Here is a 25,931-nt window from a genome sequence, read left to right on the forward strand (position 1 = left end):
CGGTGCTCAAAGGTTTATCGCGGGGTGGAGCAGCCCGGTAGCTCGTCAGGCTCATAACCTGAAGGCCGCAGGTTCAAATCCTGCCCCCGCAACCAAATCCTACGCTACACTATCCCACATTATCCCAAAGCCACGATCCAGTACGCTAAACAGCTACGATAAAACAGGCTAAATCCCCGACACAAAACACAAATTCTGAAATCGGAGGCGCTGATGATGCCGCTTGCTCGCCATCGTGCATGGCCTGATCGCGGCTGTTAAGATCGGCCGCAAAGGCAAGGCTTCGCGAGCGAGACGATCTGCCGGAAGGTGCGTCACGGCTGATCGATGAAGCCGTTTTCGCATGGGGGCGTAAGCTTTCATATCTGGGCATTGAATCGGGGAAAGGTAGAACGCTGGGGCAGGTTCTCCGGCTGGCTGGGGCGATATGCGAGCGCCTTGCCGAGCCAACGGAAAATGAAATGGACTTCCGTACATTCTCCAGGTTGGCTTCAGGTGACAGCAAAGCGCTTGAACGTAATCTCAGTTCAGTGGCGTCGGCGTTCGCGTGCCTCTGTCCGCAGGCAGAATCGCAAATCGGGCTGGATGCCGAAGAGTTGCTCGCCAGCGTTGGCATAAGACGCCTTCCTCAGCCCGTGCTCATCCATGGTTCCATTGCGTTGGATGGCCAGCCGTTCCCGAAAATGCCTTTTGTCGGAACGCCAGCCGAATGTGCAGGGCGTATCAGCCTGTATGCGAGGCCGACCTACCTGCTGACGATTGAAAACTTCGCATCCTTCGTACGCTATGTTCGTGAGATCGGGCATGGCGACGACGGATTGGTGATTTATTCGGGAGGCTTCCCTTCACGGCCCGTAATGGAGACGATTGCAAGGCTGGCCCGTCAGGCCGCAGTTCCGACCTTTCATTGGGGGGATATGGACGCAGGCGGCGTCCGTATCTTCCGCTACATAGAGCAGCAGTTACTTGCATCGGCTGGGGTTCGCCTGCATCCGCATATGATGAATGCTGATCTTCTTCGACGGGTCGGTTCGAAAGGGCAAGGTCTGGTTCGTATCGGTGAAGTGGCGGAAAGCTCAATCGCAGAGCTTGCTTCTGTTATTGAGCAAACGGGACTCGTGCATGAACAGGAGGAGTTCGATCCGCAAAGCCCACTTTATGCAGTTATATCATTATAATATTATTTAATTTTCTTGTTCTCATTGGTGAAACATATCGCCCATAGCCTGTAGGGCCGCGACGTTTCAGGAGAACGATCATGACGCAATAGCAATCAATACCGCTGGCCGGGGGCATTCGTACAGCCGACCAATGCGGTCGGTCGCTGACGGAGCTTGCGCATACCTCCATTCTACGATTCGCGGACGACGTGATAAATGGGCGTTTGATTGTCATGCCCCCTGACGGGTTTTCGGATTTTTGCTTGGGCTTATCTGAACCGGCTGCATCGGTTCCAGAGATAGTCGAGCTGATAAATCGGCCAGCGCCTTGGGAACGAGAACAGACTGCCGATAAGTGATTGGACTTCACTGGTTGCTCGCCCTCTGGTTTGAAGGCGAGGTAGCTATGCCCATGTTGCAAAAAGTTCGCCTTGCGGGGCGACGATATCCCTGGAAGCCATTGCTAAATAATCTGAAATTGCGCGATTTAAACCCGCAACCAAAATTATCGAAAAAGCCTCGTCACCCAAATGACGAGGCATTTTGCGTTCCCACGCGCCGGAAGCCCGCTCCGACTGTCAGGATCGCGGCTTCGCCCTCAGGCGCAAACCGGTCATCCGGTTGACGGTGTCATTGTGATTCAGTCGGAAACTTCCCAGGGTTGGATGAACCCTCCGCTCATTACCGCACAAGATCATTCGCAACGATAAAGCGCGCCTCAAAGCCGTCTTTCCTGTCACCTGCCGGGGACTGGAACGCGAGTTGGCCGCCAGCTCCGGCGGCGATGGTCTTGGCAATGGCCAGACCAAGGCCGGCGCCCCGCACCAGAGCCTGACCGCGCTCGAAGGGTTCGCTCAGCCGGGCAAGCGTTTCCGCGGGCACGACAGCACCGGCGTTTATAACGCGCAAAATGCCTTCAGCGGACAGCGAGACATGAACCGGCACATTCTGTGCGCCGTGTTTGAGAGCGTTTTCGATCAGGTTTCGCGCCAGTATGGCAAAGGCATCCGCGTCGATGCTCGCAAGCACCGGCCGGTCGGGCTGGGTCAGTTCAATGCGACCGGCAGCGTCGGTAAAACTGCTGAACTCGCTTACGACCAGTCGAAGGATGGCGGCAATATTGACCGGTTTTTCCGCCAGAAGGCGCCCGCCTTCCGCTCTAGCCAGTTGCATCAGCTTTTCCGTCAGCCGGGAAAGACGGCGCAGGGCTGTCTCCATGTCCTGCGCGCGCTCGCGCGTGGCGTCATCCTTTGCCTCGACGATCAATCTTTGCGCCTGTGCCAGCGCCGCCGCTACCGGGGTGCGCAATTCGTGGGCCGATTTGGCCGCAAGACTGCGTTCGGCTTCCAGCGTCAGCTTCAGACGATCCAGCAACCGGTTGACTGCCTTGGCAACGGTGCCGATCTCGGAAGGAAGTCTGTCGACGGCCACCGGATTGAGATCGCCGCCACCACGAGACTCGATCTGGTCGCCGAAGTTGCGCACCGGCGCCATGGAAAATCGGATGATGAGCCAGACGCCGATCAGTCCGAGCGGGACGATCGCGGCGAGCGGCAGGACAAGTGCGAACAGAATATGTCCGGCGGTGCTGCGGCGGTGGGCGAGAGGTTCGGCGACGGTGATAGTGAGGCTGCCTTGCAGCGCCGCGTCGGAATAGAGCCGGTGGGTCGGCGTCGTGGTAAAACCCATTTTCTTATAGGGCGGAAAGATACTTAGGTCCGCATTATGGGACCGCATCAGCACCGTTCCGTTCGCGTCGCGCACCACATAAGTGAAATATTCATTATGCCGACGCAAGGTCGCCACCCGCTGCTCGGTGTCATCTGCATCGCGTCCGAATATTTCGAGTGCCGCGACAGGCAGAATTCGCTGTGCGGTCTCTTCGAGCGCGCTGTCGAAAGCTTTGTTTAGTTCGTGGCGCAGAACCTGCGCCGTCACTATGGTTGTTACAACCAGCAATATGACCGCGCCAAGTCCGAGCCAGAGGGAAAGTCTCCATTGCAGGCTCTTCGGCTGCTTCATTTTGCGCTTCCCAGCCGGTACCCGATGCCACGAACGGTGTCGATGATCCCGTGTCCGAGTTTTTTGCGCAGGCGGCTGACATGAACTTCGATGGTATTGCTTTCAACCTCGTCGCCGAATGCATAGAGACGGTCCTCGAGTTGCGACTTGGTCAATGCGATGCCGGGCCGTTGCATGAAGGTTTCCAGCAGCGCCCATTCGCGACCGGTCAAATCGACGGAGCGGCCGTCTTGCTTTACCGTTTTGGCGGCAAGATCGATCTGGAGGTCGCCTATTTCGACCAGTGGATTGGGATTGCCGCTGTAGCGTCGCGCGACGGCATTCAGTCTTGACGAAAGTTCCGCCAGGTCGAACGGTTTGATCATGTAATCGTCCGCTCCGGCATCAAGCCCTTCGATACGGTCGGAAATCTGGTCCAGTGCCGTGAGAATGATAACCGGCGTGACGCTGCCCTTTGCGCGGAGCTTTCGCAGGAAGCCGATGCCCAGCCCGTCGGGAAGCATCAGGTCCAGCAGGATAAGGTCATAGACCGTCGAATCCAGATGCCCGGCTGCGTCGTCGAGCCGGGTCACCCAGTCCACGGAGTGGCTGGCGGCAATATGGTCGCGAACGGCCTTGCCGAGGATTGTATCGTCTTCGATCAGCAAAACACGCATCCGACAGCCCCCGTTACACACTGAATAAAAGCAATTGAACCACGCCGATCCGATTGAACCGGATCGAACGCGCTTCGAATAAAACCCCGAACTGTCATTTTGCTGAAGGCGTGAGCCTGCCAGCTTCAGGTGTTTGTCAGAAATGGCTGGCATTATCCCCGTCAAAGCGCATTGACCAAGGACAATGACATGATGAAGCACATTGCTGCAACCTTCCTTCTTGTGACCGTGGCGGGAACCGGCGTGGCGCGAGCCGACGACGACTGCCACGTGCCGATGAACCAATGGCAACCCAGGGAAGCGGTTCAAACCATGGCGACTTCGCGCGGCTGGACCGTGACGCGGATCAAAATTGACGACGGCTGCTACGAGGTTCGCGGCTCCGATGAAACGGGCAAAGCCTTCAAGGCAAAAATCGACCCGGCGACACTGGCAATCGTCAAGATGAAACAGAGGGATCGCGATCATGACCGCGATCACGATCGCGACGATGGCCGTCGCGGATCGAAGCGTGGCGAAGGCCAGCAGCCGGGCGCTGCCGCTCCTTCGAACGCTCCTTCCAATCCCCTGTTCGATCAGAATTCCCGACCGAAGGTTATCGTAAAATAAGCAACCGTCGCGCCGACCATCAAAGGCGCTCTTTCAAGAAAGTCTTGTCATGCCTCACAATCCCGAGCGTTATTCGAAAAGCATGGTTGTGGTTCACTGGCTCACCGTCCTGTTGATCCTGGGGGCCTGGTTCACCTCAATGGGCGGACGCCGCATGGTGGAAAATCCGCCCTTGCTGCATTTTTCGCTGGGGCTTGCGGTGCTCGTGCTCGTTCTGCCGCGTTTTCTCCTGCGGCTTGCCGGTGGTGCGCCGAAAGAATCTCCGGCGAAGGGGCTGCTTGCCGTGGCGGCCAAGGCCGGTCACGCGGTGCTCTATCTGTTTCTGATCGCCTTGCCGCTTAGCGGCTGGTATGCCGCCTCGCGGATCGGTGTCCCCATATCCTTCTTCGGTCTTTCCGTGCCAGCAATCACCGCTCCCGTGCAGGGCGCTCCGGGACTGATCGCCGACCTTCATGAAAATGCCGGCACCATCATTCTTTATCTGGCCGGTCTCCATGCGCTGATGGCGATATGGCACCAGTTCGTCCTGCGTGACGGTACGCTCCAGCGCATGTCGCTGCGCTGATAACCGCACCGCATTGTCGGTTCCTGAAACGGCGGACCTGCCAGCAGGTTCGCCGTTTTCGTTTCATGTCTTTCCTGACGAAGTGCTGAAGGAGAAATCGCATGGATGTCAGGTGACGTTCAGCTCGTCTTGCCAGAGTAGCCGGGATGGATGCGGACCCGGTTGGGATCCGCCGCCCGTTTCTTTGGAAAAGGCAGACCGACATGAAAGCACTTCTCGCAATATTGGCAATGACCACGGCGCTTACGCTTCCCGGTATCGCCATGGCGCGGCCCGTGACACTGACCACCACGCTGAACAGCTATGGCGGCGATGGCGCTTATCTCGCCTATTACGTCACCGATGCCCAGGGCAAATATGCCGGCAGTCTGTGGATGGCTGGCGGCAAATCCAAATATTACGAGCATCTGTCCGGGTGGTATCGCGCGACGGGCGGCAATACGGGCGAAATCAACGGCATTACGGGTGCGAGCGTCGGTGCGGGCAGGACGCTTGAAATCACGCTCGATCTGGCCGACGCGCTTTTTGATGCGGGCTATACGCTGCATGTCGATGCCGCCGTGGAAGACATGCGCGACAGTCCCAATGAAGTGGCTATCCCGCTGACGACCGCCGGTGCGAAAACGCCAGTCAAGGGACGGCGCTACGTCGCAACGGTCGATTACTCCCTTTAGAGCGCGTTTCGATCCGATTTCATCAGATCGGCGCTCTAACGATTTGTTTTAACGCGCATCTTTTCCGAAAACCGTTTCACACTTTTCGGGATGCGCTCTAAACGGTGACAGCTATGTTCCGCATTGTCCATCGCTGGCCGGGGCTTCTCGCCGCGCTGCTTCTGATCGTACTCAGCCTGAGCGGCGCTGCCCTGTCGATCTTTCCCGCCTTTGAAAGCGCCTCCTCCTTGCAGGTGGAGGCCACGCTTTCGAGCGCCGATCTGGCGGCGCGCGTTCAAGCCGTCTATCCGCAGGTGGAGCAGATCCGGCGGGCGCCTTCCGGCCGGATTACCGCCTATTGGTTCGATAATGGCGCGCCCCAGGCGGCTGTTATCGACCCCGCAACCGGCAGGGAGATCGCATCCGCCGATCCGAATCCCGTCGAACGCTGGCTGACCAACCTGCATCGTTCGCTCTTTCTCGACGATAGCGGCCGCATCGTCATGGCTGCGGGAGCCGCCGCCATGCTGGTGCTGAGCCTGTCCGGGGCGGTGCTCGTTGCGCGTCGGGCTGGCGGCTGGCAGCACTGGTTCGCGCGCTTGCGCGGCCCGCTTTCCGGTCGTCTTCATGTCGAGATCGCCCGGTTGGCTGTCGCGGGTCTGCTGCTTTCCTCGGCCACGGCCCTGTGGATGACGGCCTCCACCTTCGATCTCATGCCTGACGGGGCTGTATCGCCTGTCATGCAGACCGAGGCAAGCGGCCAGACCGGGGCGCTTCCGGCGGCGATGGAAGCGCTGCGGCAGGTTCCGGTTTCCGAATTGCGCAGCCTGTCATTCGCCGATCAGGGCGATCCGACGGATGTCTTCACCCTCAAGACGGACCGGGGCACCGGCTATATCGATCAGGGCACGGGCACGCTTCTTGGCTGGAGCGATCTGACCGGATGGCAACGCGTCTCGGAAACCGTCTATATGCTGCATACCGGGCGAGGGGCATCCGTACTGGGGCTGGCCCTCGGCCTGATGGCGCTTGGCGTTCCGGCCATGGCAATCACGGGCGTCGTTCTCTGGTTTGCCGGTCGGCGCGGGCGGCCCCGCATTCGCGGCAATGTCTCCGCAGGACGTGCGGAGACGGTCATTCTCGTCGGCAGCGAAGGCGGCAGCACATGGGGTTTTGCCGCGACGCTGCATGCGGCGCTATCCGATGCTGGTCAGGCTGTCCATGCCGCACCGATGTCGGCCTTCGACCCGGCCCGTTACGGGCAGGCGCAGCGCATCCTCATCCTGTCGGCTACTTATGGCGACGGCGATGCGCCCGCCTCGGCCAAGGGGTTTCTCGACCGGCTGTCGTCCCTGTCGGCGGCTCCGGCAATTCCGCTGGCGGTGCTTGGTTTCGGCGATAGCAGCTTTCCGGCCTATTGCGCTTTCGCGCAGGCGGTGACGGAAACCGCACAGGCAGCCGGATGGAAAATGCTCGTGCCGTTCGACACGGTGGATCGCCAGTCGCCGCAGGCATTCTCCCGCTGGGGGCGGGCGCTTGGCTCTGCGATGGGCATCGACCTCGAACTCGCGCATCAGGCCGTCCAACCGGTGGTCATTCCTCTCACGCTTGTGTCGCGCCGTGATTATGGCGCCGAAGCGCAGGCGCCTGCGGCAATCCTGCGTTTCGCTTTGCCTGAACTTCCATTCTGGCAGCGGTGGTTCGGTGGCGGACTGGGCCGCTATGTGGCTGGCGATCTCCTCGGTATTATTCCGGCTGGATCGCCCGTTCCCCGGTTTTACTCGCTGGCTTCCGGGCACGGCGACGGCTTTGTCGAGATCGTCGTGAAAAAGCATCCGGGAGGCTTATGTTCCTCTCAGCTCCTCGATCTGGAGCCGGGGGATGCGGTCAGTGCTTTCCTGCGCCGCAACCCGGCTTTCCATACGGACGGCGCGCATAGGCCCCTGATCTTGATCGGGGCCGGTACAGGAATCGGGCCTCTGGCTGGTTTCATACGCGCCAATGCGCAGCATCGTCCGATCCATCTGTTCTTTGGAATGCGTCAGACGGACAGCGATTTTTTCTATGGCGAAGAACTGCGGGAATGGCAGCAGAAGGGCCAGCTCACGCAACTCACGACCTGCTGTTCACGCGGGAAAATGCCGCGCTATGTGCAGCACGCGCTTTGCGAGGAAGCCGCTGAAGTCATCCGGCTTGTCCGGGAAGGCGCGCGGGTCATGGTGTGTGGCGGTCGCGATATGGCAGCCGGGGTCTCGTCGGCTCTCGCCGATATTCTCGGGCCTGCGGGGCTGACACCGGCCAAACTCAAGGCGGAGGGACGTTATGTCGAAGACGTCTACTGAATTGCAGCGTCATGCGCTGAACGGACCTACCATGGGGACGCGGTGGTCGTCGCTGTTCCATAGCGCGGCCGGGTTCGATGTTGAACCTGTTCGGATAGCGCTTCAGGCGGCGGTGGACGAGGTGGACATGCAGATGTCCACCTGGAAGCCGGATAGCCATCTGATGCAGGTGAATGCCGCGCCGGTGGGGCACTGGATAAAGGTGCCGCAGCGGCTGATGGAAGTCTTGCGCCTTGCGCTCGACATAGGCCGCGCGTCGGGCGGCGCGTTCGATATCGGCATGGGCGATGCCGTGAGCGCCTGGGGGTTCGGCCCTTCCGAGGCCGATCGGGAGCGGATCGGGAAGGCGTTTGAGGCCGGGCGGCGACCGGCCCATGAGGTGCTGGAACTGGATATTCAGGCGGGGATGGTGCGAAAGACCACTCCCGTGACGCTCGATCTCAACGGCATTGCCAAGGGATACGGTGTGGATCGTCTGGCCGGGACATTGCGGGTTTTCGGAATTTCGTCCGGCCTCGTCGGGATCGACGGGGAGATGCGGGCGCTTGGGCTGCGCCCGGATGGCGAGCCATGGTCGATTGCAATCGAATCTCCCGAGCATGATCGCCGCGCGCCTCATTCGATTCTTGCCTTGCAGGATGCTGCGGTCGCCACGTCGGGCGATTACCGGCACTGGGTTGCCATCGGGGACCGCCGCCTGTCGCACACCATGGATCCGCGTCGCGGCGCGCCCCTTATGGAATCTCCGGCTTCGGTCACCGTCGTGGCGCGAAGCTGTGCCGAGGCGGATGCATGGGCGACGGCGCTGATGGTGCTTGGTTCCGAGGCTGGTGCGGCGCTTGCAGGGCAGTTGCGCCTCGACGCGCTGTTCCTGTTGCGCGATGGCGAAGGCGCTATCCGGTCCCGATCCATAGGGCCTCTGTTTTCTGAAGAAGGAACATTTTCATTCTGACTTATATTCGCATGGCATGAAGTCGCCGGTGTATTCGTCGGGCAAAGATGTCGATTTGTGGTTGCCCTGCGCGGCGTTCAGGTTCAACTATGCTGCCTGCCTGGTGTGGCGAATCCGAAATTCGGATTCAAATCAACCATACCAGTGTGGTGGATTTGAAGTTCCTATCATTTGCCTGGCATCTACGTTTAGGAACTTCAAATCCGTAAACCACACTCGATTCAATATCTTGCTAGTGTGGCTTTGAATCCGAAATTCGTTCGCAACACTGCTCCAAAGTGATACGAATTTCAGATTCACCACACTAGCCTGGGCGGAATCTATCTCCGCGCACGGCCAACAGATTTCAATCTTGGAGATACACCATGCTCTACGCTGCGGCCGCTGACCGCTACCAGTCCAACATGATCTATCGCCGCACGGGCCGAAGCGGCATCGACCTGCCGGCGATTTCGCTCGGCCTCTGGCACAATTTCGGGGGCAGGGACGTGTTCGAGAACGGGCGCGCCATTCTGCGCCGCGCCTTCGATCTCGGTGTGACCCATTTCGATCTTGCCAATAATTATGGCCCGCCGCCCGGTTCCGCGGAAGAAAATTTCGGCCGCATCATGGCAAGCGATTTCCGCCCCTATCGCGACGAGATGATCATTTCTTCCAAAGCGGGCTGGGATATGTGGCCGGGGCCTTATGGCGGCATCGGCGGCAGCCGCAAATATCTGATCGCCAGCCTCGACCAGTCCCTGAAGCGGATGGGCCTCGACTATGTCGACATTTTCTATTCGCACCGGGTGGATGCCACCACGCCGCTGGAAGAGACGATGGGCGCGCTCGCGCATCTGCACCGCCAGGGCAAGGCGCTTTATGTCGGCATTTCGAGCTATTCGCCGGAACTGACGCGCAAGGCCGCAGCCATCCTGAAAGAGGAGCGCGTGCCGCTTTTCATCCATCAGCCCAATTACAATATGTTCAACCGGTGGATCGAGGGCGGTCTTCTCGATACGCTTGAGGATTTGGGCACCGGATGCATCGTTTTCTCGCCGCTGGCACAGGGGCTGCTGACGTCGCGCTATCTGAACGGCATTCCCGAAGGGGCCCGCGCGAATCAAAGCGGTTCCCTCAAGGCCAGCGCCCAGAATCAGGAACTTCTCGGGCGTATCCGTGCGCTCAATGCGATTGCCGAGCGTCGCGGACAGACCCTGGCGCAGATGGCAATCGCCTGGACGCTGCGCGATCCGCGCGTGACATCTTCGCTGATCGGCGCGAGTTCCGTGGCGCAGCTTGAAAACTCGCTGGGCGCCTTGAAGGGGCTGGAATTCAGCGCCGAAGAACTGGCCGAAATCGACCAGTATGCGCATGATGGCGGCACCGATTGGTGGAAAAGCTCGACCTCGCTGTAATGCGGTCGGCCTGAGCGATGGAATGAGCAATGCTTTGTGCGTCCGAAACGGCGCGCAAAGCTTCAGGAAGGGGACGGCGGCAGGCACTCGTGAGGCCGGCCGTGGGGCAAAGTTTTTGAGAGCATGTCGCTGCGATCGCTGATGAGCAGTTTCAAATATCCGCTGATCCGGGCAGGGCTGGAGGCTATCGCCTTTTCCGGCGCGGCGAAGCTGTTTCCCGCTGCGGGCGGGCGTGGCATCGTCTTCACCATGCATCATGTGAAACCGGAAGAGGCAGGCGACCGCCACGATCCCAACGCCATCCTGTCGATCACGCCGCAGACGCTGGAAATGGCCATAGAGACGGCACTGGAGGCGGGCCTCGTTCCGGTTCACCTGCACGACCTGCCGAAGCTTCTGGGCGAGCCGGACGGTACAGAGCGCTTCGTCGCCTTTACGCTGGATGACGGCTATCGCGACAATGCAGAATTCGCAGCGCCCGTCTTCGCCAGATATAATGTCCCCTTTACGATCTTCATCACCACAGGTTTCGTGGAGCGCGAACGGTCCATGTGGTGGCGGACAGCCGCGGCCCTCGTGACGGGGGGCGACGGCTTCCGATTCGACTTCGGCGACGGGATGACCGACGTCAGCCTGAAAAGTCCCGGCCAGAAACAGGCCGCATTCAGGCAACTGGCGCAGTTCGCACAGCGTCTGGATGAGGACGAGGCGGTCGCCCGCATCGACATGGCGGCGCAGGCAGCGGGGATTGATCCGCTCGGTCTCGTCGGCGAATCGGTGATGGATGGAGCCGAACTGCGCAGCCTGGCGGAAAATCCGCTTGTTCATCTGGGCGCGCATACGATCACCCACGTCAATCTGCGGCGCGTCGATGAGGTGCGGCTGGCGAAGGAAATTACCGGATCGGCCGACGCGGTGGAGCGTTATGCCGGTTACAGGCCGCGATCCTTCGCCTATCCCTATGGGTGGACGAGTGCGTTTGGCGCGCGGGAAATGAAGGCGGTTGCCGATGCGGGCTTCGCGGTGGGCGTGACCACCCGGCCCGGCATATTGCAGCCCCTCGGGTCGATGCCCGTCATGGCAATCCCGCGTGTTTCGCTCAACGGCTATTTCCAGAAGAAGCGCTATATCGGGGCGCTGGTTTCGGGCCTGCCTTTCAGGCTGGTCTAGGTCCTGACCCTAGTCGCTTCCATCAATCTGCCCGATTTCGGTCATCCTGAAAAGCAAAAATCCCGGACAAAGCCGGGATTTTGATACCTGATCCAAAGAAAAACTGGAGCGGGCGAAGGGATTCGAACCCTCGACCCCAACCTTGGCAAGGTTGTGCTCTACCCCTGAGCTACACCCGCTCGCGCCAGTCGTTCCGGAACCGTTCGTTTCCGTCAGGCAGGCGCTATATGGACTAACGCTCCGAAGATTGCAACAGGGAATTTCGCATCTTTGTGCAAGAATTTGCGAGAAATTCCCGAAGCTGTGGATGACGCCGGAAACATGCCTCCCGAAAGCCGGATCGACGTCGATCAGCGCCCGAGGCGCATGGCGCTGATCAGCGACGCGAACATCGCGAAGCCGGAGGCGAAGAACAGGATATAGGGCGTTCCCTCGACACCCCACTGCGCCAGCAGGAAGGCAACGAAAGCCGCGCCCAGCGACTGGCCGAGGAGGCGGGCCGTGCCCAGCATACCGCTTGCCGCGCCGCTTCGCGAACGCGGGGTCGCGGTGATCATCATGCGGTTGTTCGGGGCCTGAAACAGGCCGAAGCCGACGCCGCAGATCGCCAGGCGCCAGCAGATATCCGGGATCGTCGGACGGTCCGGCAGCATACCGACGAGGGCAAGGCCCGCGGCAAAGGTGACGAGGCCGACCAGTCCCAGAATCGCGGGCGAGTGTCTGTCGGAAAGCCTGCCCGAAAGCGGGGCGACGACGGCGAGCGCGATGGGCCACGGCATCATCAGGAAGCCGACTTCGATCGGCTTGAAACCGAAGACGAGCTGAAACAGGAAGGGCAGCGAGATGAATGCCATCATCTGCGCCAGGAAGGACATGATCGAGGTGCAGATGGAAAGGGTGAAGACGGGAATGCGCAAGAGATCGAGCGGCAGGAGCGGGTCGGCCATGCGCAGCGACCGCCGGGTCAGGAGAACGCCCGCGATCAGGCAGCACAGCGCCTGCACAAGCACGGCGGAAGAGCCTACGCCATTGCCCGCACTGTCGATGGTGGTGACCAAAAGGCCGATGGTGAGCGCTGTCAGCACCGCGCTGACGACATCGAAGCGGCGTGCGGAGCGCTCATTGTCGGGCAGGTTTCCAAGCCCCATCAGCACGGCGGCTATCCCGAGCGGAATGTTGATGACGAAAAGCCACGGCCAGCTCAGGGACGAAAGCATGATGCCCGCAAGCGTCGGTCCGATGGTCGAGGAAACGGCGACGAAAAGCGCGTTGAGGCCGATGGCCGTGCCGAATTTCGCCTGCGGCACGGTATAGCGCAGAAGCGCGGTGTTGACGCTCATGAGCCCGGCCGCGCCCAGCCCCTGCATGATGCGCGCAAAGGTCAGCGCTTCGAGTGAGCGCGAGAAGACGCAGGCGACCGAGGCGACGGTGAACAGCGACACACCCGCCACATAGACATGCCGGTAGCCGTAGATTTCGCCCAGCGCGGCGAGCGGCAGCAGCGTGACGACGATGGCAAGCTGGTAGCCGTTGACGATCCAGATCGAGGCGGAGGGCCCGGCGGAAAAGTCCGCCGCGATGGTCGGCAGAGCGACATTTGCGATGGTGCCGTCGATGACGGCAAGGGTGAGACCCACCATCAGGGTCGCCCATGCCCAGTAGATTTTCGGTTTTGGCAGTCCATCCGGGGCTGTGGGCGCTGCCGGCAGGATGGCGGTTTCATACTTCATTTCATTACCAGTATATTCGGCACACGGCATTTCCGGTGAAGAGCCTGTTATCCAGGGTCAGGACCTATTAATTTGGCGGAAATGGTGTGAAGCCATCCGTTTGGATGCAAGGAGAAAAGGCGAAGGAAATGTGGTTCATTTTCGAGACTTTTCGTGCATGTAGCCGGGCGGATGGACCACATCCTTCGGACACCGAAAGGCTAAGGCCGGAAATTGGCGATCTGCTGCGTCAAGCCGCTCAACCGGGGGGACCACCCCGTTTTTCGCGTCTTTCCTTGCAGTTCTTGTCATTTCAGGTGCCATTTTCATCAAATTAATAGGTCCTGACCCTAGCCGAAAATTGCCCGACGAAAACTGTTTTCGGGCCGTAAACCGGTCCGGTAACGCTATTGTGTGCCGGTTTTCGGCGAAACGGGCATTGGCAGAGCTGATCCGTCGATCTGGCATTCATGTCGTTTTTGTCGCCTTGTGAGAAATTTTCTGTCTTTCATATCCATTTTAATTTCTGAAAAGAGCGTTCGTTTTCACGTTGACTGATTTTGTATCCAGGATATTGTTTGAAGAAAAGTTGGGAGGCTTTTCTATTGTCGGCTTATGAGTGGCGCAGTCAGACCCGTTTGCTGGACGAAGTTGCCGAGGCACTTCGCGAGCGAATCTATGCGGGGGATTATGCGCCGGGCGCGATACTCCGGCAGGAACACCTGGCCACCGAATTCGGCATCAGCCGCACGCCGTTGCGCGAGGCCCTGCGCGTTCTCGAACGCGACGGGCTGGTCATCCATCTGCCGGGCCGGGGAGTGCGTGTCGCTTCCGCCGATCTTGCCCGTCTCATCGATGCCTATGCAGTGCGCGAAGTGCTGGACGGCGTGGCCGCGCGCTTTGCCGCCGAACGGGCGACGGATGAGGATATCGCGAAGCTGCGCGCTTTGGTCTGCGGGCAGGCGGGTGTGGTCGATCCATGGGACGCAAAAGCCTATACCCAGTCCAATGTCGATTTTCATATGGCGGTGATGAGCACGGCGGGCAACGCCTCGCTGGCCGCTTTCGTGCCGCTTTTGCGCATGACATCGCAGGTTTTCGCGCCTTCCTTCTCGCTGTCGGCGGACAGGGCGGGCGAGGCGATCCGGGAACATGGGGTCATTGTCGAGGCCATCGCGGCGCGCGATGGCGAGGAGGCTGAGCGGCTGGCGCGGGCGCATATCCGCGCAACCACCGCAAGACTGGAGGCTGAGACGCCTCATCGGGAGACTGAAAATGAAGCATGAGAACAAGGCGGGAGGAACCGGCTTGCTGCGTTATGGCAATTTCATCGCGGGCCAGTGGCAGGATGCCGTTGGCGGCGAGCATATCACGCTGAAAAATCCCTCTGATGGCAGCGATCTGGCGCTGATCGCGCGTGGCACGAAAACCGACATTGACCTGGCGGTGGCGGCGGCCCGTGGCGCGCTTTCCGGCGACTGGGGCAAGCTGACGGCAACCGAGCGTGGGCGCGTTCTGCACCGAATTTCGGAAGAAGTGCTTAAAAATATCGATCTCCTCACCGATCTGGAATCGAAGGACGTCGGCAAGCCGGTGACGCAGGCTCGCGCCGATGTGGTGGCGCTGGCGCGTTATCTGGAGTTTTACGGCGCATCCGCCGACAAGGTGCATGGCGATACGCTGCCCTATCAGAATGGTTTCACGGTGCTGTCGATCTATGAACCACATGGTGTGACGGGGCATATCATCCCTTGGAATTATCCGATGCAGATTCTGGGGCGTAGTCTTGGCGCGGCGCTGGCCATGGGCAATGCCGCCGTGGTGAAGCCCGCCGAGGAAGCCTGTCTCACGATCCTGGAATTTGCGAAGATCGCCGAAAAGGCCGGTCTGCCGAAGGGCGCGCTCAATGTCGTGACGGGGCTGGGCGGGGAAGCGGGCGCGGCCCTGTCCGAACATCCCGGCGTCAATCATATCTCGTTTACGGGGTCTGTGCGGACTGGCGAGGCTGTTCAGGCGGCGGCTGCCAAAAATACCGTGCCGGTGACGCTGGAACTGGGCGGCAAGTCGCCGCAGATCGTTTTTGCCGATGCCGATCTGGAGCGGGCCCTGCCGTTTCTGGTGAATGCGGGTATCCAGAATGCTGGCCAGACCTGTTCGGCCTCGTCGCGCATTCTGGTTGAGCGCTCTATCTATGAGGAAGTTGTCGCCCGCATGAGCGACCGCTATCGGGCGCTCAAAGTCGGCCCGGCAGGGGCCGACCTGTCGGTCGGGCCGGTCGTCTCGGAACGTCAGAAGGCGATTGTCGAAGGCTATCTGGATCTTGCGGAACAGGACGGGCTGGCCATTGCCGCGCAAGGCGAACTGGTCGCCGATGCGCCGGAAGGCGGCGCCTATGTGTTGCCGACGCTGATCCGCGATGTGCCTGCCGGTCACCGGCTGGCGCAGGAAGAAATTTTCGGCCCGGTACAGGTCATCATGCCGTTCGATACGGAAGAAGAAGCCATCGCGATTGCCAATGGCACGTCTTACGGGCTTGTTTGCGGCATCTGGACCAATGATGGCGGACGCCAGTTCCGTCTGGCCCACGCCATCCATTCCGGTCAGGTCTTCATCAATAATTACGGTGCTGGCGGCGGTATCGAGCTGCCGTTCGGCGGTGTGAAAAAATCCGGCCATGGCCGCGAGAAGGGTTTCGAGGCGCTCTATGGCTTCGCCTCGCTGAAGACCATATCGGTCTGGCACGGATAAATTTAGCATTTGGGAGAAGCAAAGTGTCGCTTGAAGGTAAGGTCGCGCTCATCACGGGAGCAGGTTCGGGTTTCGGCGAAGGCATGGCAAAGCGCTTCGCTTCCGGCGGCGCGAAGGTCGTCATCGTCGATCGCGACGAGGCGGGCGCGAAACGTGTTGCGGGCGAAATCGGCGATGCGGCCATTGCGGTCGCCGCAGATATTTCAAAGGAAAGCGATGTCGATGCGGCGGTGGAGGCCGCTCTGTCGAAATTCGGCAGGATCGATATTTTGATCAACAATGCCGGGATCGGTCACAAACCGCAAAATGCCGAACTGGTCGCGCCGGAAGAATTCGACCGCATTTTGGGTGTCAATGTGCGCGGCGTCTATCTGATGACGCGCAAGCTCATCCCGCATTTCAAGGAGAACGGTGCCAAGGGAGAGGAAGCCGTCATTCTCAATGTCGCTTCGACGGGGGCCGGGCGTCCGCGCCCGAATCTGGCCTGGTACAACGCCACCAAGGGCTGGGTCGTCTCGGTGACGAAGGCGCTGGCAATCGAGCTTGCGCCTGCCAAAATCCGCGTGGTGGCGCTTAATCCGGTTGCGGGCGAAACACCGCTTCTCACCACATTCATGGGTGAGGACACCGAGGAAATCCGCAAGAAGTTCCGCGATTCCATCCCGATGGGCCGCCTGTTGAAACCCGACGATCTGGCCGAAGCCGCGGCTTTCCTTTGCTCGCCCGCTGCCTCTATGATTACCGGGGTTGCGCTCGACGTGGATGGCGGGCGCTCGATTTAAAAAAGAAAAGAGGAACAGGGGAAACCATGGGTAAACTGCTGAAAGCCGGGCTGGTTACAGCCGCGATGCTGGCATCGATCAACGGTGCCTTTGCCAAGGACACGCTGGTCGTGGGCGAAGTGCTGGAACCGCCGGGACTGGACCCGACGGCCAATGCCGCCGCCGGTATCCGGCAGGTTACCTATGCCAATCTTTATGAGGGGCTGGTGCGTATCGTCGAGGACGGTACGGTCAAGCCGCTTCTGGCTGAAAGCTGGACCGTCTCCGACGACAAGAAGACCTATACGTTCAAGCTGCACCAGGGCGTGAAGTTTCATGACGGCACGCCATTCGACTGCTCGGTGGTAAAATTCTCCTATGAGCGCGCCGTCGCGCCCGACTCCACCAATGCGCAGAAAGGCCTGTTCGAGCCGATTGCCAGCACCGAATGTCCCGATCCGGCGACCGCTGTGGTGACGCTGAAGCGCCCGACCTCGAACTTCCTGTTCAATATGGGCTGGGGCGATGCGGTGATGATTGCGCCGAATTCGGCTGCGGGAAACAAGACCAAGCCCGTCGGCACCGGCCCGTTCAAGTTCAAGCGCTGGGTGCAGGGCGATCGCGTGGAACTGGAGCGCAACCCGGATTACTGGGGCGAACCGGCAAAGCTTTCCACTGTCACCTTCCGTTTTGTCAGCGATCCGTCTGCGGCGGCAGCGGCGATCCTGGCAGGCGATATTGATGTGTTCCCGATGTTTCAGGCACCGGAACTGATCAGCCGCTTCAAGAGCGACGACAAGCTTCAAGTAGAAGTGGGCGATACGGCGGGCAAGGTCCTGCTGTCGCTCAACAATGCCAAGGCGCCCTTTGACAATGTAAAGGTGCGTCAGGCGCTGGCCCATGCCATCGACAGCAAGGCGCTGATCGAGGGCGTCTATTCCGGCTTCGGCACGCCGATCGGGTCGCATTATGCGCCGGTCGATCCGGGCTATGTCGACCTGTCGCAGACCTATCCCTATGATCCGGCCAAGGCGAAACAGCTTCTGGAAGAGGCGGGCGTTCCGGCGGGGACGACGATGACCATCACGCTGCCGCCACCGGTCTATGCGCGTCGCGGCGGCGAAATCATCGCGGCCATGCTGGCGGAAGTGGGCATTCAGGCCAATCTTGTGCCGATTGAATTCGCGCAATGGCTGGATCAGGTGTTCAAGCGTTCGGATTTCGATGCGACGATCATCGCCCATACGGAAGCGCGCGATCTCGATATCTACGCCCGCGACAAATATTACTTCAATTATCAGAACCCGGAATACAAGGCGCTCTACAAGGCCTATGCGGAAGCCGGCAGCGACGAGGAACAGTTGAAGCTCGTGAAGCAATTGCAGGAAAAGCTTGCCGCCGACGAGCCGAACATCTTCCTCTATGCGCTGCCGAAAATCGGCGTCTGGAACAAGCAGGTCAAGGGCCTGTGGAAGAACATGCCCATTCCGGCTGACGACGTGACACAGGCTTACTGGGAGTAGGTCGTCTTGCTGGCATATATATCCGGGCGGCTGGTTGCACTTCTGCTGACGACGCTTAGCGCTTCCGTCATCGTCTTCCTGTTGATGCAGGTGCTGCCGGGCGACCCGGCAGCGGTGATCCTTGGCATCAATGCGCAGCCCGAAACCCTGGCCGCGCTGCACAGGCAGCTCGGCCTCGACCAGCCACTCTGGTGGCGCTATCTCGCATGGATCGGCGGCTTCTTCGTCGGTGATTTCGGCACCAGCTACACCTATTCGGTGCCGATCAGCGAACTGCTTGGGCCGCGCATCATGGTCACGCTGCCGCTGGCGCTTCTGTCCATGGTTCTGTCGGTGGCGGTTGCCATTCCGGTTGGCGTTTATGCCGCGTCGAGGCGCGGCAGGACCGGCGACGTCGTCTCCATGGGCGTGGCGCAAGTCGGTGTCGCCATCCCCAATTTCTGGCTCGGCCTCCTGTTGATCCTGCTGTTCGCCTTGCAGCTCGGCTGGTTTCCGGCGTCGGGTTTTGCAGGCTGGGAGGGTGGATTCTGGAACGGCATCCGTTCGCTGTTTCTGCCCGCGCTGGCGCTTGCCCTGCCGCTGGCGGCAATCCTTGCCCGCGTCACCCGTTCGGCGGTGATAGAAACGCTGGGCGAGGATTTCGTGCGCACGGCCCGCGCCAAGGGGCTGACGCGCAAGGCAGCACTCTGGCGTCATGCAGTGCCGAATGCGCTGATCCCGGTCGTCACCATCATCGGTTTGCAGTTCTCATTCCTTCTCGCGGGAACCATCATCATCGAAAATGTCTTCAACCTTCCCGGCATCGGACGGCTGGTGTTTCAGGCCATCGCGCAGCGCGATCTCGTCACCGTGCAGTCGCTGGTGACGCTGCTTGCCGCTTCGGTGATCGCCGTCAATTTCATCGTCGATCTGGTTTATGGCTTCATCGATCCGCGCCTTTCCACGGGGGGCAGCCGATGAGCGAAGCCGAAGCCCTTCCGAAGCCGAGTGCCTTACGGACGCTGTTTATGAGCCGCAGCCTTTTGATCGGCTCCTTCATTACCGTCATTCTCGTCGGCATGGCGCTCATCTCCTTCGCGTGGACGCCGTTTTCGCCGACCGCGATGAATTTTCGCGACAAGTTGCAGGGGCCGGGCCTCGTGCATCTGTTCGGGACGGATAATTTCGGGCGCGACGTGTTTTCCATGATCATGGTCGGTGCGCGCAATTCCATCGCCGTGTCGATTATCGCCGTGCTGGTTGGAGCGGGCATCGGTATCCCGCTTGGCGCCTTTGCCGCGGCGCGGGGCGGGCTGGTGGACGGTTTCGTCATGCGCATGACCGACCTTGCCTTCGCCTTTCCGGCCCTTCTGACCGCCGTGATCATCACCGCGATTTTCGGTCCCGGCGCAGTCAATGCGATGATCGCCATCGGCATCTTCAACATTCCGGTCTTTGCCCGCGTCACACGCGGCGCTTCGCTGGGGCTCTGGAAGCGCGAATATGTGCAGGCAGCGCGCTGTGCCGGGCGCGGCGATATATCGATCACGCTTTTGCATGTGCTGCCCAATATCAACCATGTGCTGATCGTGCAGGCGACGATCCAGTTCGCGCTTGCCATCGTTGCGGAAGCGGGGCTGTCCTATGTCGGTCTTGGCACACAGCCGCCGATGCCGAGCTGGGGCAAGATGCTCAACGACGCGCAGACCTATATTTATGACGCGCCGTGGCTTGCCATCTTCCCCGGCCTTGCCATCACGCTTGCCGTGCTTGGTCTCAACATGCTGGGCGACGGATTGCGCGATGTGCTCGACCCGCGCGTCAGGAGGCAGAGATGACGGCTCCCTTGCTTGAAATGGACAATATGTCCGTCGAACTGCCTTTCGGCACCCGCAGTGCGGATATTGTTTCCAATATCACGCTGACGCTCAATCGCGGCGAACGGCTTGGCGTCGTGGGCGAATCCGGCAGCGGCAAGTCGATCACCGCATTGGCCGCGATGGGCCTGCTTCCCGACCGGATGTGTGTGCGCGGCAGTTTGCGTTTCGACGGCGCGGACCTTGCCGCAATGCCAGAAGCCGAACTCTGCAAAATGCGCGGACGGCGCATGGCGATGATCTTTCAGGAGCCGATGACGGCGCTCAATCCGGTCAAGACCATCGGCGCGCAGATCGCCGAAGGCCGTCGCCTGCATCTGGGAGAAAACCGCACTGATGCCGAACGCAAAGCGCGCGAACTTCTCGACCGTGTGGGGCTGGCCGCGCCGCGCTTCAATCTCGATCTTTATCCGCATCAGTTGTCTGGCGGACAGCGCCAGCGCGTGATGATCGCCATGGCGATTGCCTGCGAGCCGGATCTGCTCATTGCCGACGAGCCGACGACCGCGCTCGACGTTACCGTGCAGGCGCAGATTCTCGATCTCATGGATGAGCTGATCGATGAGACCGGCACCGCTTTGATGCTGATCACTCACGATCTCGGCGTGGTATCGGAAATGACCGACCGCATCGCCGTCATGTATGCCGGGCGCATTGTCGAGACGGGGCGCACCGAAGCCGTGTTCGAGCGCATGGCGCATCCTTACGCGCGTGGACTGTTCGCGGCGTCGCCGCACGGGGCTGCGCTGGTTCGCAATCAGGCGAAGACGCGCCAGCGCCTTGCCGCCATTCCGGGTGTCGTGCCGGACCCGCTGGCGCGGCCCGCTCATTGCAGCTTTGCCGACCGCTGTGCTTTCGTCGAGGGCGATTGCCGCCAGACAATCCCGGCGCTCGACCCGCTTGGGGAGGATGCTGGGATTGTGCATCGCGCCGCCTGTTTCCATCCGCGTGACGGCAGGGTGACAGCATGAGCAGGATGATTTTGCAGGTGCGCGACGTGGTGCGCGAATATCAGCTCCCGCGCCCATCCTTCTTTTCCAGGCCGGGATCGCTGCGTGTCCTGCATGGCGTGAGTGTCGAGATCGAAGCGGGCCAGAGCCTCGGCATCGTGGGCGAAAGCGGTTCGGGCAAATCCACGCTCGCGCGCGCCGTGATGGGGCTGGAGCGTCCGCAATCCGGGCAGATTCTCATCAACGGGCAGGATATTTATGCGCTCGACCGCGCCGGTCTGCGCGAGGCGCGAAAGGGCTTTCAGGCGATCTTTCAGGACCCTTACGGTTCGCTTGATCCGCGCCATACGGTGAGGCGCATCGTTTCCGAGCCGGTTGTGTCGCTGGAAAAGAGTACGAGTGCGAAGGATCGTAACGACCGCGTGACGGAGGTGCTGGAGGCCGTCGGGCTGCCCAGGGGATCGGCGGAGAAATATCCGCATGAATTTTCCGGCGGGCAGCGCCAGCGCATCGCCATTGCCCGCGCGCTGATCACCCGGCCTGCGCTGATTGTCGCCGACGAGCCGGTTTCGGCGCTGGACGTATCCATTCAGGCGCAGGTCTTGAACCTGATGATGGATTTGCAGGAAAAATTCGGTCTGTCCTATCTGTTCATCAGCCATGATCTTGGCGTCGTGCGCGCCATTACCGATCGCGTGGCGGTGATCTATCGCGGCAATATTGTCGAGGAGGGGACGACGGGCGAAGTCTTCGACAATCCGCGGCACGAATATACAACTGCGCTGGTCGATGCGGTGCCGAAGCCGTTCTCGGGCCGCCGCAAGCGGGCGCACCGGAATGGCACAATCAAATTACCGGAATGAATGGGAGCATCATGTCTGCATTAGCCGATCTGTCAGCCGTCGAACTTGTTTCCGCCTATAAGGCAAAGTCGCTTTCGCCGGTGGAGGTTACCGAGGCGGTGATTACCCGCATCGAAGCCTATGAGCCGAAGCTGAACGCGCTTTGGTCCTACGATCCTGATGCGGCGCGCACGGCGGCAAAGGCATCCGAAGCACGTTGGGCCAAGGGCGAACCCGCAGGCCCGATCGATGGCGTGCCGCTGACGCTCAAGGAAAACATCGCCACGAAAGGCACACCCATTCCGCTTGGGTGCGCTGCGCTTCCACTGAAACCTGCCGCCGCCGATGCGCCACCGGCCGCCCGTTCGCGTGAGGCAGGCGGTGTGCTGCTTGCCAAGACCACCATGCCCGATCTCGGCATGTTGTCCTCCGGGCTTTCCAGTTTTCACAAGCTGGCGCGCAATCCATGGAATCTCGCCACCAATCCGGGCGGTTCGAGCGCGGGGGCGGGTAGTGCCGCTGCCGCCGGTTACGGCCCGCTGCATATCGGCACGGACATTGGCGGTTCCATTCGTCTGCCTGCGGGCTGGTGCGGGCTTGTCGGGCTAAAGCCGTCCTTCGGGCGCATTCCCATCGATCCGCCGTTTCTGGGCCGCGTCGCTGGCCCGATGACGCGAACGGTGGCCGATAATGCGCTTTATATGTCGGTTCTGTCGAAGCCTGACCGCCGCGATGCGATGAGCCTTCCTTATCAAGACATTGACTGGATGGAGCTTGGCATTGATCTGAAGGGGCTGAAGATCGGCCTGTGGCTCGATGCCGGTTTTGGCGATCCGGTCGGTGCGGAAACGAAAGCCGCCGTGGAAGCTGCCGCAAAGCTTTTTGCCGATGCGGGCGCAATCATCGAACCGGTCGCGCCTTTCCTCAATCGCACCATGATTGATGGTCTTGATCGTTTCTGGCGCGCGCGTTCATGGTCGGATATCAAAAAGATGACGCCGGAAAACCGTGCGAAAATCCTTCCCTATATCTATCAGTGGACGGAGACCGCGGAAGGGCTTTCCGGCGAGGAAGTCTATCTCGGTTTTGCGCAGATGGATGCCATGCGCTATGCCGCGCTTGCCGCGTCGAAAGATTTCGATTTCATCATTTCGCCGACGTCGCCTATGGCCACCTATCCGGCGGAATGGGCCTCTCCGATTAATGATCCGCAGCGCCCGTTCGAGCATATCGGCTTCACGGTCGCCATGAATATGTCGGAGCAGCCCGCGGTTTCGATCAATTGCGGCTATACGTCCGATGGGTTGCCTATCGGGTTGCAGATTTTCGGTGAGCGTTTCGACGATCTCGGCGTTTTGCGGCTGGCGAAGGCGTATGAAGAGATGCGACCTGAGCAACGCCCCTGGCCTGTTATTGCGTGATCGCTAAATCTGCCCCTCATCCTGAGGAGGCGCGAAGCGCCGTCTCGAAGGGCGAGGGGCCATCTCCCATCCTTCGAGACGGTAACCTTCGACAAGCTCAGGTCACCTCCTCAGGATGAGGGAGGTGCTGAATGCGGCCTTTTTATTTCTTCGCCCGCATTGGCGCGCGTTCCTTGTAGCGGTCGACGGCTGTCAGTTTCTGGATCAGCGGATCGGCGTCGCGCCAGTGGTAAATCTCGGTGCGCAGATAGTCGAGTTCGGTGTCGAGTTCATCGTCGTCGACTTCCGTCCACCAGGATTTCGGTCGGCCGTCCGTGCCGTCCGACCAGCGATAGCCACGCGCCTTTAAGTGATCCTTCATCTCGAACGGGCTGTTTTCGGCATAGATGCGCATCCGCGATTTCCGGCTCGCCTTCAGCAATTCGGCAAAGGGCGTGGTGTCGCCCGATTGTTCCTTCAACACCGCAAGCAGGGCCTGGCAGTCGTCTTCGGCGCGGTGACCGTTATGGAAATAGCCGCTCTGGCCGATGAGGTAGCCAAGTTTCGTGCCCTCGAAGCCGCGCGCCGTCCAATCGATTTCCTTGACCGAACAGGCCCATGGCTTATTCTCGAAGACGGGCGAAAAACGCTCCAGAAACGGCCGGTCGAAGCCCGCATTATGCGCGATGACGAGATCGGCATCGGCTATCAGCGCGTCCAGTTCCGCGCGCGGAATGGTCTGGCCCTTGACCATCTCGTCGGTGATGCCTGTAATGCGCGTAATATCTGCCGGAATGGGTTTCGATGGCTGTTGCAGCGCGCCGAAAGTGGCGCAGACATCGCCCACAGAGCCGTCATCGGCATAGCGGAAGGCGACCGCGCCGATCTCGATGATTTCTTCCTGGGCCGGATTGAGACCGGTTGTTTCCGTGTCGACCACGACGCCAAGACGCGGGAAGGCTATCCTGTCGGCACCGGGCACGGTCGGCGGCGGGTCGAGGCGTTGCAGGATGCGGTAGCGTCCGCTGTCCCTCAACTGCTGCACCATCGCCGCTTCGTCCATCGGCGGCGTCTTGCCTGTTTTCGGGCGGGCAGGGCGCAGTTCCGCCCGTTTTTCCCCTTCCGCAGGGGAAGGAGCAAAAAGGTCGAACTGATGACGCATGTAAATTCTCCAATGGGGCAGGCTGCAACAGAATGCCATCTTGGCGGGCGGCAACCAAGCCTGCATTCATATAAGTAACAGGTAATCATGGCGCCAGACGACAATAAGGCGAGGGCTTGCGAAGGGCTGCGCGCTGGCATATTCCCTTCCGCAAAGCTTTGAGGAGAGGGATTTCGTGGCTGGTTTTGATTATTGCGTTATCGGGGGCGGCATTGTCGGGCTGGCGACGGCAAAGGCCGTGCAGGAAGCCGATCCGGGCGCGAAGGTCATCGTGCTGGAAAAGGAAGCGGGGCTGGCCCGTCACCAGACCGGGCACAATAGCGGCGTCATCCATGCAGGCATCTATTATCAGCCGGGGTCGCTGAAGGCGCAATTGTGCCGGGCGGGCGCCGAAGCGACGAAAGCCTTCTGCGCGCAATATTCGATCCCGTTCGAAACCTGCGGCAAGCTTCTGGTCGCAACCTCGGCGCAGGAAGTGGAGCGCATGGAAGCGCTGGCCAAACGTGCCTTGCAGAACGATATCGCGTTCCAGCATCTCGACCGGCAGACGCTGGCGACTGCAGAACCGGCCATTGCCGGTGTCGGCGCGCTGTTCGTCCCCGCGACCGGCATTGTGGACTATGCCAGGGTCTCGCGCGCCATGGCCGCCGAAATCGAGGAACGGGGCGGCGTCGTGCGTCTCAATTCTCCGGTCACGGCAATCCGGGAGGACGAAAGGGGCGTTACGGTCATGGCAGGCGGCGGCGATACCGTGCGCGCCTCGAAACTGGTCGCTTGCGCGGGACTGCAATCCGACCGTCTGGCGCGGCTTGCCGGTCTGGACATCAGCCATCGCATCGTGCCGTTTCGCGGCGAATATTACACGCTGCCGCAATCGAAGGCGGATATCGTCAAACATCTGATCTATCCGATCCCGGACCCGGAACTGCCCTTTCTCGGCATCCATCTGACGCGCACCATCGATGGCGGCGTGACGGTTGGCCCCAACGCCGTTCTCGGCTTCGCGCGCGAGGGCTATCCGAAGGGCAGCTTGCGCGCTGGCGACGTGGCGGACATGTCACTGTTTCCCGGCTTCTGGAAAATGGCGCTGAAAAACTGGCGGTCGGCTGTATCCGAATTCGGCAATTCCGTTTCGCGGACGCGCTACCTGAAGGAATGCCGCAAATATTGCCCGGAACTGGAGCTGTCCGATCTTGGCAATCCGGGTGCAGGCATTCGCGCGCAGGCCGTGCTTGCCGATGGCACGCTCGTGCACGATTTCCTCTTCAAGGAGACCGAAAGGATGCTGCATGTGTGCAATGCACCGTCACCGGCGGCCACTTCCTCTATTCCCATCGGGCGGATGATTGCCGACAAGCTTATGGGGATAAGTTCCAGGTCGGCCGCCGGGTGAAAATAAAACCTACAGAGAGCGCGTTGTTTTCAATTAATTATTAGTATTCGCTTATTTAATG

22 protein-coding genes and 2 tRNA genes are annotated in these 25,931 nt (G+C 60.4%); 19 read left to right on the forward strand and 5 right to left on the reverse strand.

The genetic code is table 11. The features are described from left to right. Window positions 1-18 precede the first annotated feature (18 nt). A tRNA-Met gene (locus FHS76_RS14455) sits at window positions 19-95 on the forward strand. Between the two features lie 366 nt (window positions 96-461). Next, window positions 462-1,178 carry a Wadjet anti-phage system protein JetD domain-containing protein gene (locus FHS76_RS14460; protein WP_183653988.1) on the forward strand — a complete coding sequence of 239 codons (717 nt, stop codon included), beginning with the start codon at window positions 462-464 and terminating at the stop codon, window positions 1,176-1,178. A 663-nt stretch (window positions 1,179-1,841) separates the two neighbouring features. Here the strand turns inward: FHS76_RS14460 and FHS76_RS14465 are convergent. Both FHS76_RS14465 and FHS76_RS14470 read right to left on the reverse strand, forming a co-directional pair. Then, the gene (locus FHS76_RS14465) at window positions 1,842-3,182 is read right to left on the reverse strand and encodes a sensor histidine kinase (protein WP_183653990.1); all 1,341 of its coding nucleotides are present in this window, start codon (window positions 3,180-3,182) and stop codon (window positions 1,842-1,844) included. Then, the gene (locus FHS76_RS14470) at window positions 3,179-3,838 is read right to left on the reverse strand and encodes a response regulator transcription factor (RefSeq protein WP_183653993.1); all 660 of its coding nucleotides are present in this window, start codon (window positions 3,836-3,838) and stop codon (window positions 3,179-3,181) included. The genes FHS76_RS14465 and FHS76_RS14470 overlap by 4 nt, the downstream gene beginning before the upstream one ends. A 189-nt stretch (window positions 3,839-4,027) precedes the next feature. Here FHS76_RS14470 and FHS76_RS14475 point away from each other — a divergent pair, with 189 nt between their 5' ends. The 7 genes from FHS76_RS14475 (at window position 4,028) to FHS76_RS14505 (ending at window position 11,526) form a co-directional block, all read left to right on the forward strand. Continuing rightward, complete coding sequence (locus tag FHS76_RS14475; RefSeq protein WP_183653996.1) at window positions 4,028-4,447, forward strand: PepSY domain-containing protein; 420 nt, start codon at window positions 4,028-4,030, stop codon at window positions 4,445-4,447. Window positions 4,448-4,496: 49 nt separating this feature from the next. Beyond that, window positions 4,497-5,012 (forward strand): cytochrome b, encoded by a 516-nt coding sequence (locus FHS76_RS14480; RefSeq protein WP_183653999.1) that lies wholly within the window; start codon window positions 4,497-4,499, stop codon window positions 5,010-5,012. A 203-nt stretch (window positions 5,013-5,215) separates the two neighbouring features. After that, window positions 5,216-5,686: a DUF2271 domain-containing protein gene (locus FHS76_RS14485; protein WP_183654002.1), complete on the forward strand. Its 471-nt coding sequence runs from the start codon at window positions 5,216-5,218 to the stop codon at window positions 5,684-5,686. A 113-nt stretch (window positions 5,687-5,799) separates the two neighbouring features. After that, window positions 5,800-8,007, forward strand: coding sequence for a PepSY domain-containing protein (locus tag FHS76_RS14490; protein ID WP_183654005.1), 2,208 nt, complete (start codon window positions 5,800-5,802; stop codon window positions 8,005-8,007). Further along, entirely contained in the window at window positions 7,988-8,959 is a 972-nt protein-coding gene (locus FHS76_RS14495; RefSeq protein WP_183654008.1) for an FAD:protein FMN transferase, read from the forward strand. Before FHS76_RS14490 ends, FHS76_RS14495 begins: the two co-directional genes overlap by 20 nt. Before the next feature lie 365 nt (window positions 8,960-9,324). Continuing rightward, on the forward strand, window positions 9,325-10,356 hold the full coding sequence (gene mgrA, locus FHS76_RS14500; protein ID WP_183654011.1) for an L-glyceraldehyde 3-phosphate reductase: 1,032 nt from the start codon (window positions 9,325-9,327) through the stop codon (window positions 10,354-10,356). A 141-nt stretch (window positions 10,357-10,497) separates the two neighbouring features. Then, on the forward strand, window positions 10,498-11,526 hold the full coding sequence (locus tag FHS76_RS14505; protein ID WP_235992679.1) for a polysaccharide deacetylase family protein: 1,029 nt from the start codon (window positions 10,498-10,500) through the stop codon (window positions 11,524-11,526). 104 nt (window positions 11,527-11,630) lie between these two features. Here the strand turns inward: FHS76_RS14505 and FHS76_RS14510 are convergent. Both FHS76_RS14510 and FHS76_RS14515 read right to left on the reverse strand, forming a co-directional pair. Further along, window positions 11,631-11,705, reverse strand: a tRNA-Gly gene (locus FHS76_RS14510). Between the two features lie 171 nt (window positions 11,706-11,876). Then, window positions 11,877-13,256, reverse strand: coding sequence for an MFS transporter (locus tag FHS76_RS14515; protein ID WP_183654017.1), 1,380 nt, complete (start codon window positions 13,254-13,256; stop codon window positions 11,877-11,879). A 584-nt stretch (window positions 13,257-13,840) separates the two neighbouring features. On the opposite strand from FHS76_RS14515, the gene FHS76_RS14520 reads away from it, so the two are divergent. The 9 genes from FHS76_RS14520 to FHS76_RS14560 are packed head-to-tail and all read left to right on the forward strand — an operon-like array spanning window position 13,841 to window position 23,336. Further along, complete coding sequence (locus FHS76_RS14520; protein WP_183654419.1) at window positions 13,841-14,521, forward strand: GntR family transcriptional regulator; 681 nt, start codon at window positions 13,841-13,843, stop codon at window positions 14,519-14,521. Next, window positions 14,511-15,983: an aldehyde dehydrogenase family protein gene (locus FHS76_RS14525; protein ID WP_183654020.1), complete on the forward strand. Its 1,473-nt coding sequence runs from the start codon at window positions 14,511-14,513 to the stop codon at window positions 15,981-15,983. Before FHS76_RS14520 ends, FHS76_RS14525 begins: the two co-directional genes overlap by 11 nt. Window positions 15,984-16,006: 23 nt before the next feature. Continuing rightward, window positions 16,007-16,765: a glucose 1-dehydrogenase gene (locus FHS76_RS14530; RefSeq protein WP_183654023.1), complete on the forward strand. Its 759-nt coding sequence runs from the start codon at window positions 16,007-16,009 to the stop codon at window positions 16,763-16,765. Between the two features lie 26 nt (window positions 16,766-16,791). Further along, complete coding sequence (locus tag FHS76_RS14535; protein WP_183654025.1) at window positions 16,792-18,267, forward strand: ABC transporter substrate-binding protein; 1,476 nt, start codon at window positions 16,792-16,794, stop codon at window positions 18,265-18,267. 6 nt (window positions 18,268-18,273) lie between these two features. Beyond that, complete coding sequence (locus FHS76_RS14540; RefSeq protein ID WP_183654028.1) at window positions 18,274-19,227, forward strand: ABC transporter permease; 954 nt, start codon at window positions 18,274-18,276, stop codon at window positions 19,225-19,227. Continuing rightward, a complete protein-coding gene (locus tag FHS76_RS14545; protein WP_183654030.1) occupies window positions 19,224-20,084 on the forward strand; it encodes an ABC transporter permease in 861 nt (286 codons plus the stop codon). The genes FHS76_RS14540 and FHS76_RS14545 overlap by 4 nt, the downstream gene beginning before the upstream one ends. Then, on the forward strand, window positions 20,081-21,094 hold the full coding sequence (locus FHS76_RS14550; protein ID WP_183654032.1) for an ABC transporter ATP-binding protein: 1,014 nt from the start codon (window positions 20,081-20,083) through the stop codon (window positions 21,092-21,094). Before FHS76_RS14545 ends, FHS76_RS14550 begins: the two co-directional genes overlap by 4 nt. Next, window positions 21,091-21,936 carry an ATP-binding cassette domain-containing protein gene (locus FHS76_RS14555; RefSeq protein WP_183654035.1) on the forward strand — a complete coding sequence of 282 codons (846 nt, stop codon included), beginning with the start codon at window positions 21,091-21,093 and terminating at the stop codon, window positions 21,934-21,936. The genes FHS76_RS14550 and FHS76_RS14555 overlap by 4 nt, the downstream gene beginning before the upstream one ends. An 11-nt stretch (window positions 21,937-21,947) precedes the next feature. Next, on the forward strand, window positions 21,948-23,336 hold the full coding sequence (locus FHS76_RS14560; RefSeq protein ID WP_183654038.1) for an amidase: 1,389 nt from the start codon (window positions 21,948-21,950) through the stop codon (window positions 23,334-23,336). A gap of 142 nt (window positions 23,337-23,478) precedes the next feature. On the opposite strand, the gene FHS76_RS14565 is transcribed toward FHS76_RS14560, so the two are convergent. Next, on the reverse strand, window positions 23,479-24,477 hold the full coding sequence (locus tag FHS76_RS14565) for a 3'-5' exonuclease (RefSeq protein ID WP_183654041.1): 999 nt from the start codon (window positions 24,475-24,477) through the stop codon (window positions 23,479-23,481). A 175-nt stretch (window positions 24,478-24,652) separates the two neighbouring features. Between FHS76_RS14565 and lhgO the strand changes: the two genes are divergently transcribed. Continuing rightward, window positions 24,653-25,870 carry an L-2-hydroxyglutarate oxidase gene (gene lhgO, locus FHS76_RS14570; RefSeq protein ID WP_183654044.1) on the forward strand — a complete coding sequence of 406 codons (1,218 nt, stop codon included), beginning with the start codon at window positions 24,653-24,655 and terminating at the stop codon, window positions 25,868-25,870. Window positions 25,871-25,931: the final 61 nt, after the last annotated feature.

It is taken from the genome of Brucella daejeonensis, from assembly GCF_014199265.1.
Taxonomy (GTDB): domain Bacteria; phylum Pseudomonadota; class Alphaproteobacteria; order Rhizobiales; family Rhizobiaceae; genus Brucella; species Brucella daejeonensis.

Coding starts and splice junctions, on each gene's coding strand:
- FHS76_RS14515 (WP_183654017.1), bottom strand. CDS start 13,256: ATGAAGTATGAAACCGCCATCCTGCCGGCAGCGCCCACAGCCCCGGAT.
- FHS76_RS14535 (WP_183654025.1), top strand. CDS start 16,792: ATGGGTAAACTGCTGAAAGCCGGGCTGGTTACAGCCGCGATGCTGGCA.
- FHS76_RS14560 (WP_183654038.1), top strand. CDS start 21,948: ATGTCTGCATTAGCCGATCTGTCAGCCGTCGAACTTGTTTCCGCCTAT.
- FHS76_RS14460 (WP_183653988.1), top strand. CDS start 462: ATGGACTTCCGTACATTCTCCAGGTTGGCTTCAGGTGACAGCAAAGCG.
- FHS76_RS14490 (WP_183654005.1), top strand. CDS start 5,800: ATGTTCCGCATTGTCCATCGCTGGCCGGGGCTTCTCGCCGCGCTGCTT.
- FHS76_RS14550 (WP_183654032.1), top strand. CDS start 20,081: ATGACGGCTCCCTTGCTTGAAATGGACAATATGTCCGTCGAACTGCCT.
- FHS76_RS14475 (WP_183653996.1), top strand. CDS start 4,028: ATGATGAAGCACATTGCTGCAACCTTCCTTCTTGTGACCGTGGCGGGA.
- FHS76_RS14525 (WP_183654020.1), top strand. CDS start 14,511: ATGAAGCATGAGAACAAGGCGGGAGGAACCGGCTTGCTGCGTTATGGC.
- FHS76_RS14465 (WP_183653990.1), bottom strand. CDS start 3,182: ATGAAGCAGCCGAAGAGCCTGCAATGGAGACTTTCCCTCTGGCTCGGA.
- FHS76_RS14470 (WP_183653993.1), bottom strand. CDS start 3,838: ATGCGTGTTTTGCTGATCGAAGACGATACAATCCTCGGCAAGGCCGTT.
- FHS76_RS14480 (WP_183653999.1), top strand. CDS start 4,497: ATGCCTCACAATCCCGAGCGTTATTCGAAAAGCATGGTTGTGGTTCAC.
- FHS76_RS14545 (WP_183654030.1), top strand. CDS start 19,224: ATGAGCGAAGCCGAAGCCCTTCCGAAGCCGAGTGCCTTACGGACGCTG.
- FHS76_RS14505 (WP_235992679.1), top strand. CDS start 10,498: ATGAGCAGTTTCAAATATCCGCTGATCCGGGCAGGGCTGGAGGCTATC.
- FHS76_RS14555 (WP_183654035.1), top strand. CDS start 21,091: ATGAGCAGGATGATTTTGCAGGTGCGCGACGTGGTGCGCGAATATCAG.
- mgrA (WP_183654011.1), top strand. CDS start 9,325: ATGCTCTACGCTGCGGCCGCTGACCGCTACCAGTCCAACATGATCTAT.
- FHS76_RS14485 (WP_183654002.1), top strand. CDS start 5,216: ATGAAAGCACTTCTCGCAATATTGGCAATGACCACGGCGCTTACGCTT.
- FHS76_RS14565 (WP_183654041.1), bottom strand. CDS start 24,477: ATGCGTCATCAGTTCGACCTTTTTGCTCCTTCCCCTGCGGAAGGGGAA.
- FHS76_RS14495 (WP_183654008.1), top strand. CDS start 7,988: ATGTCGAAGACGTCTACTGAATTGCAGCGTCATGCGCTGAACGGACCT.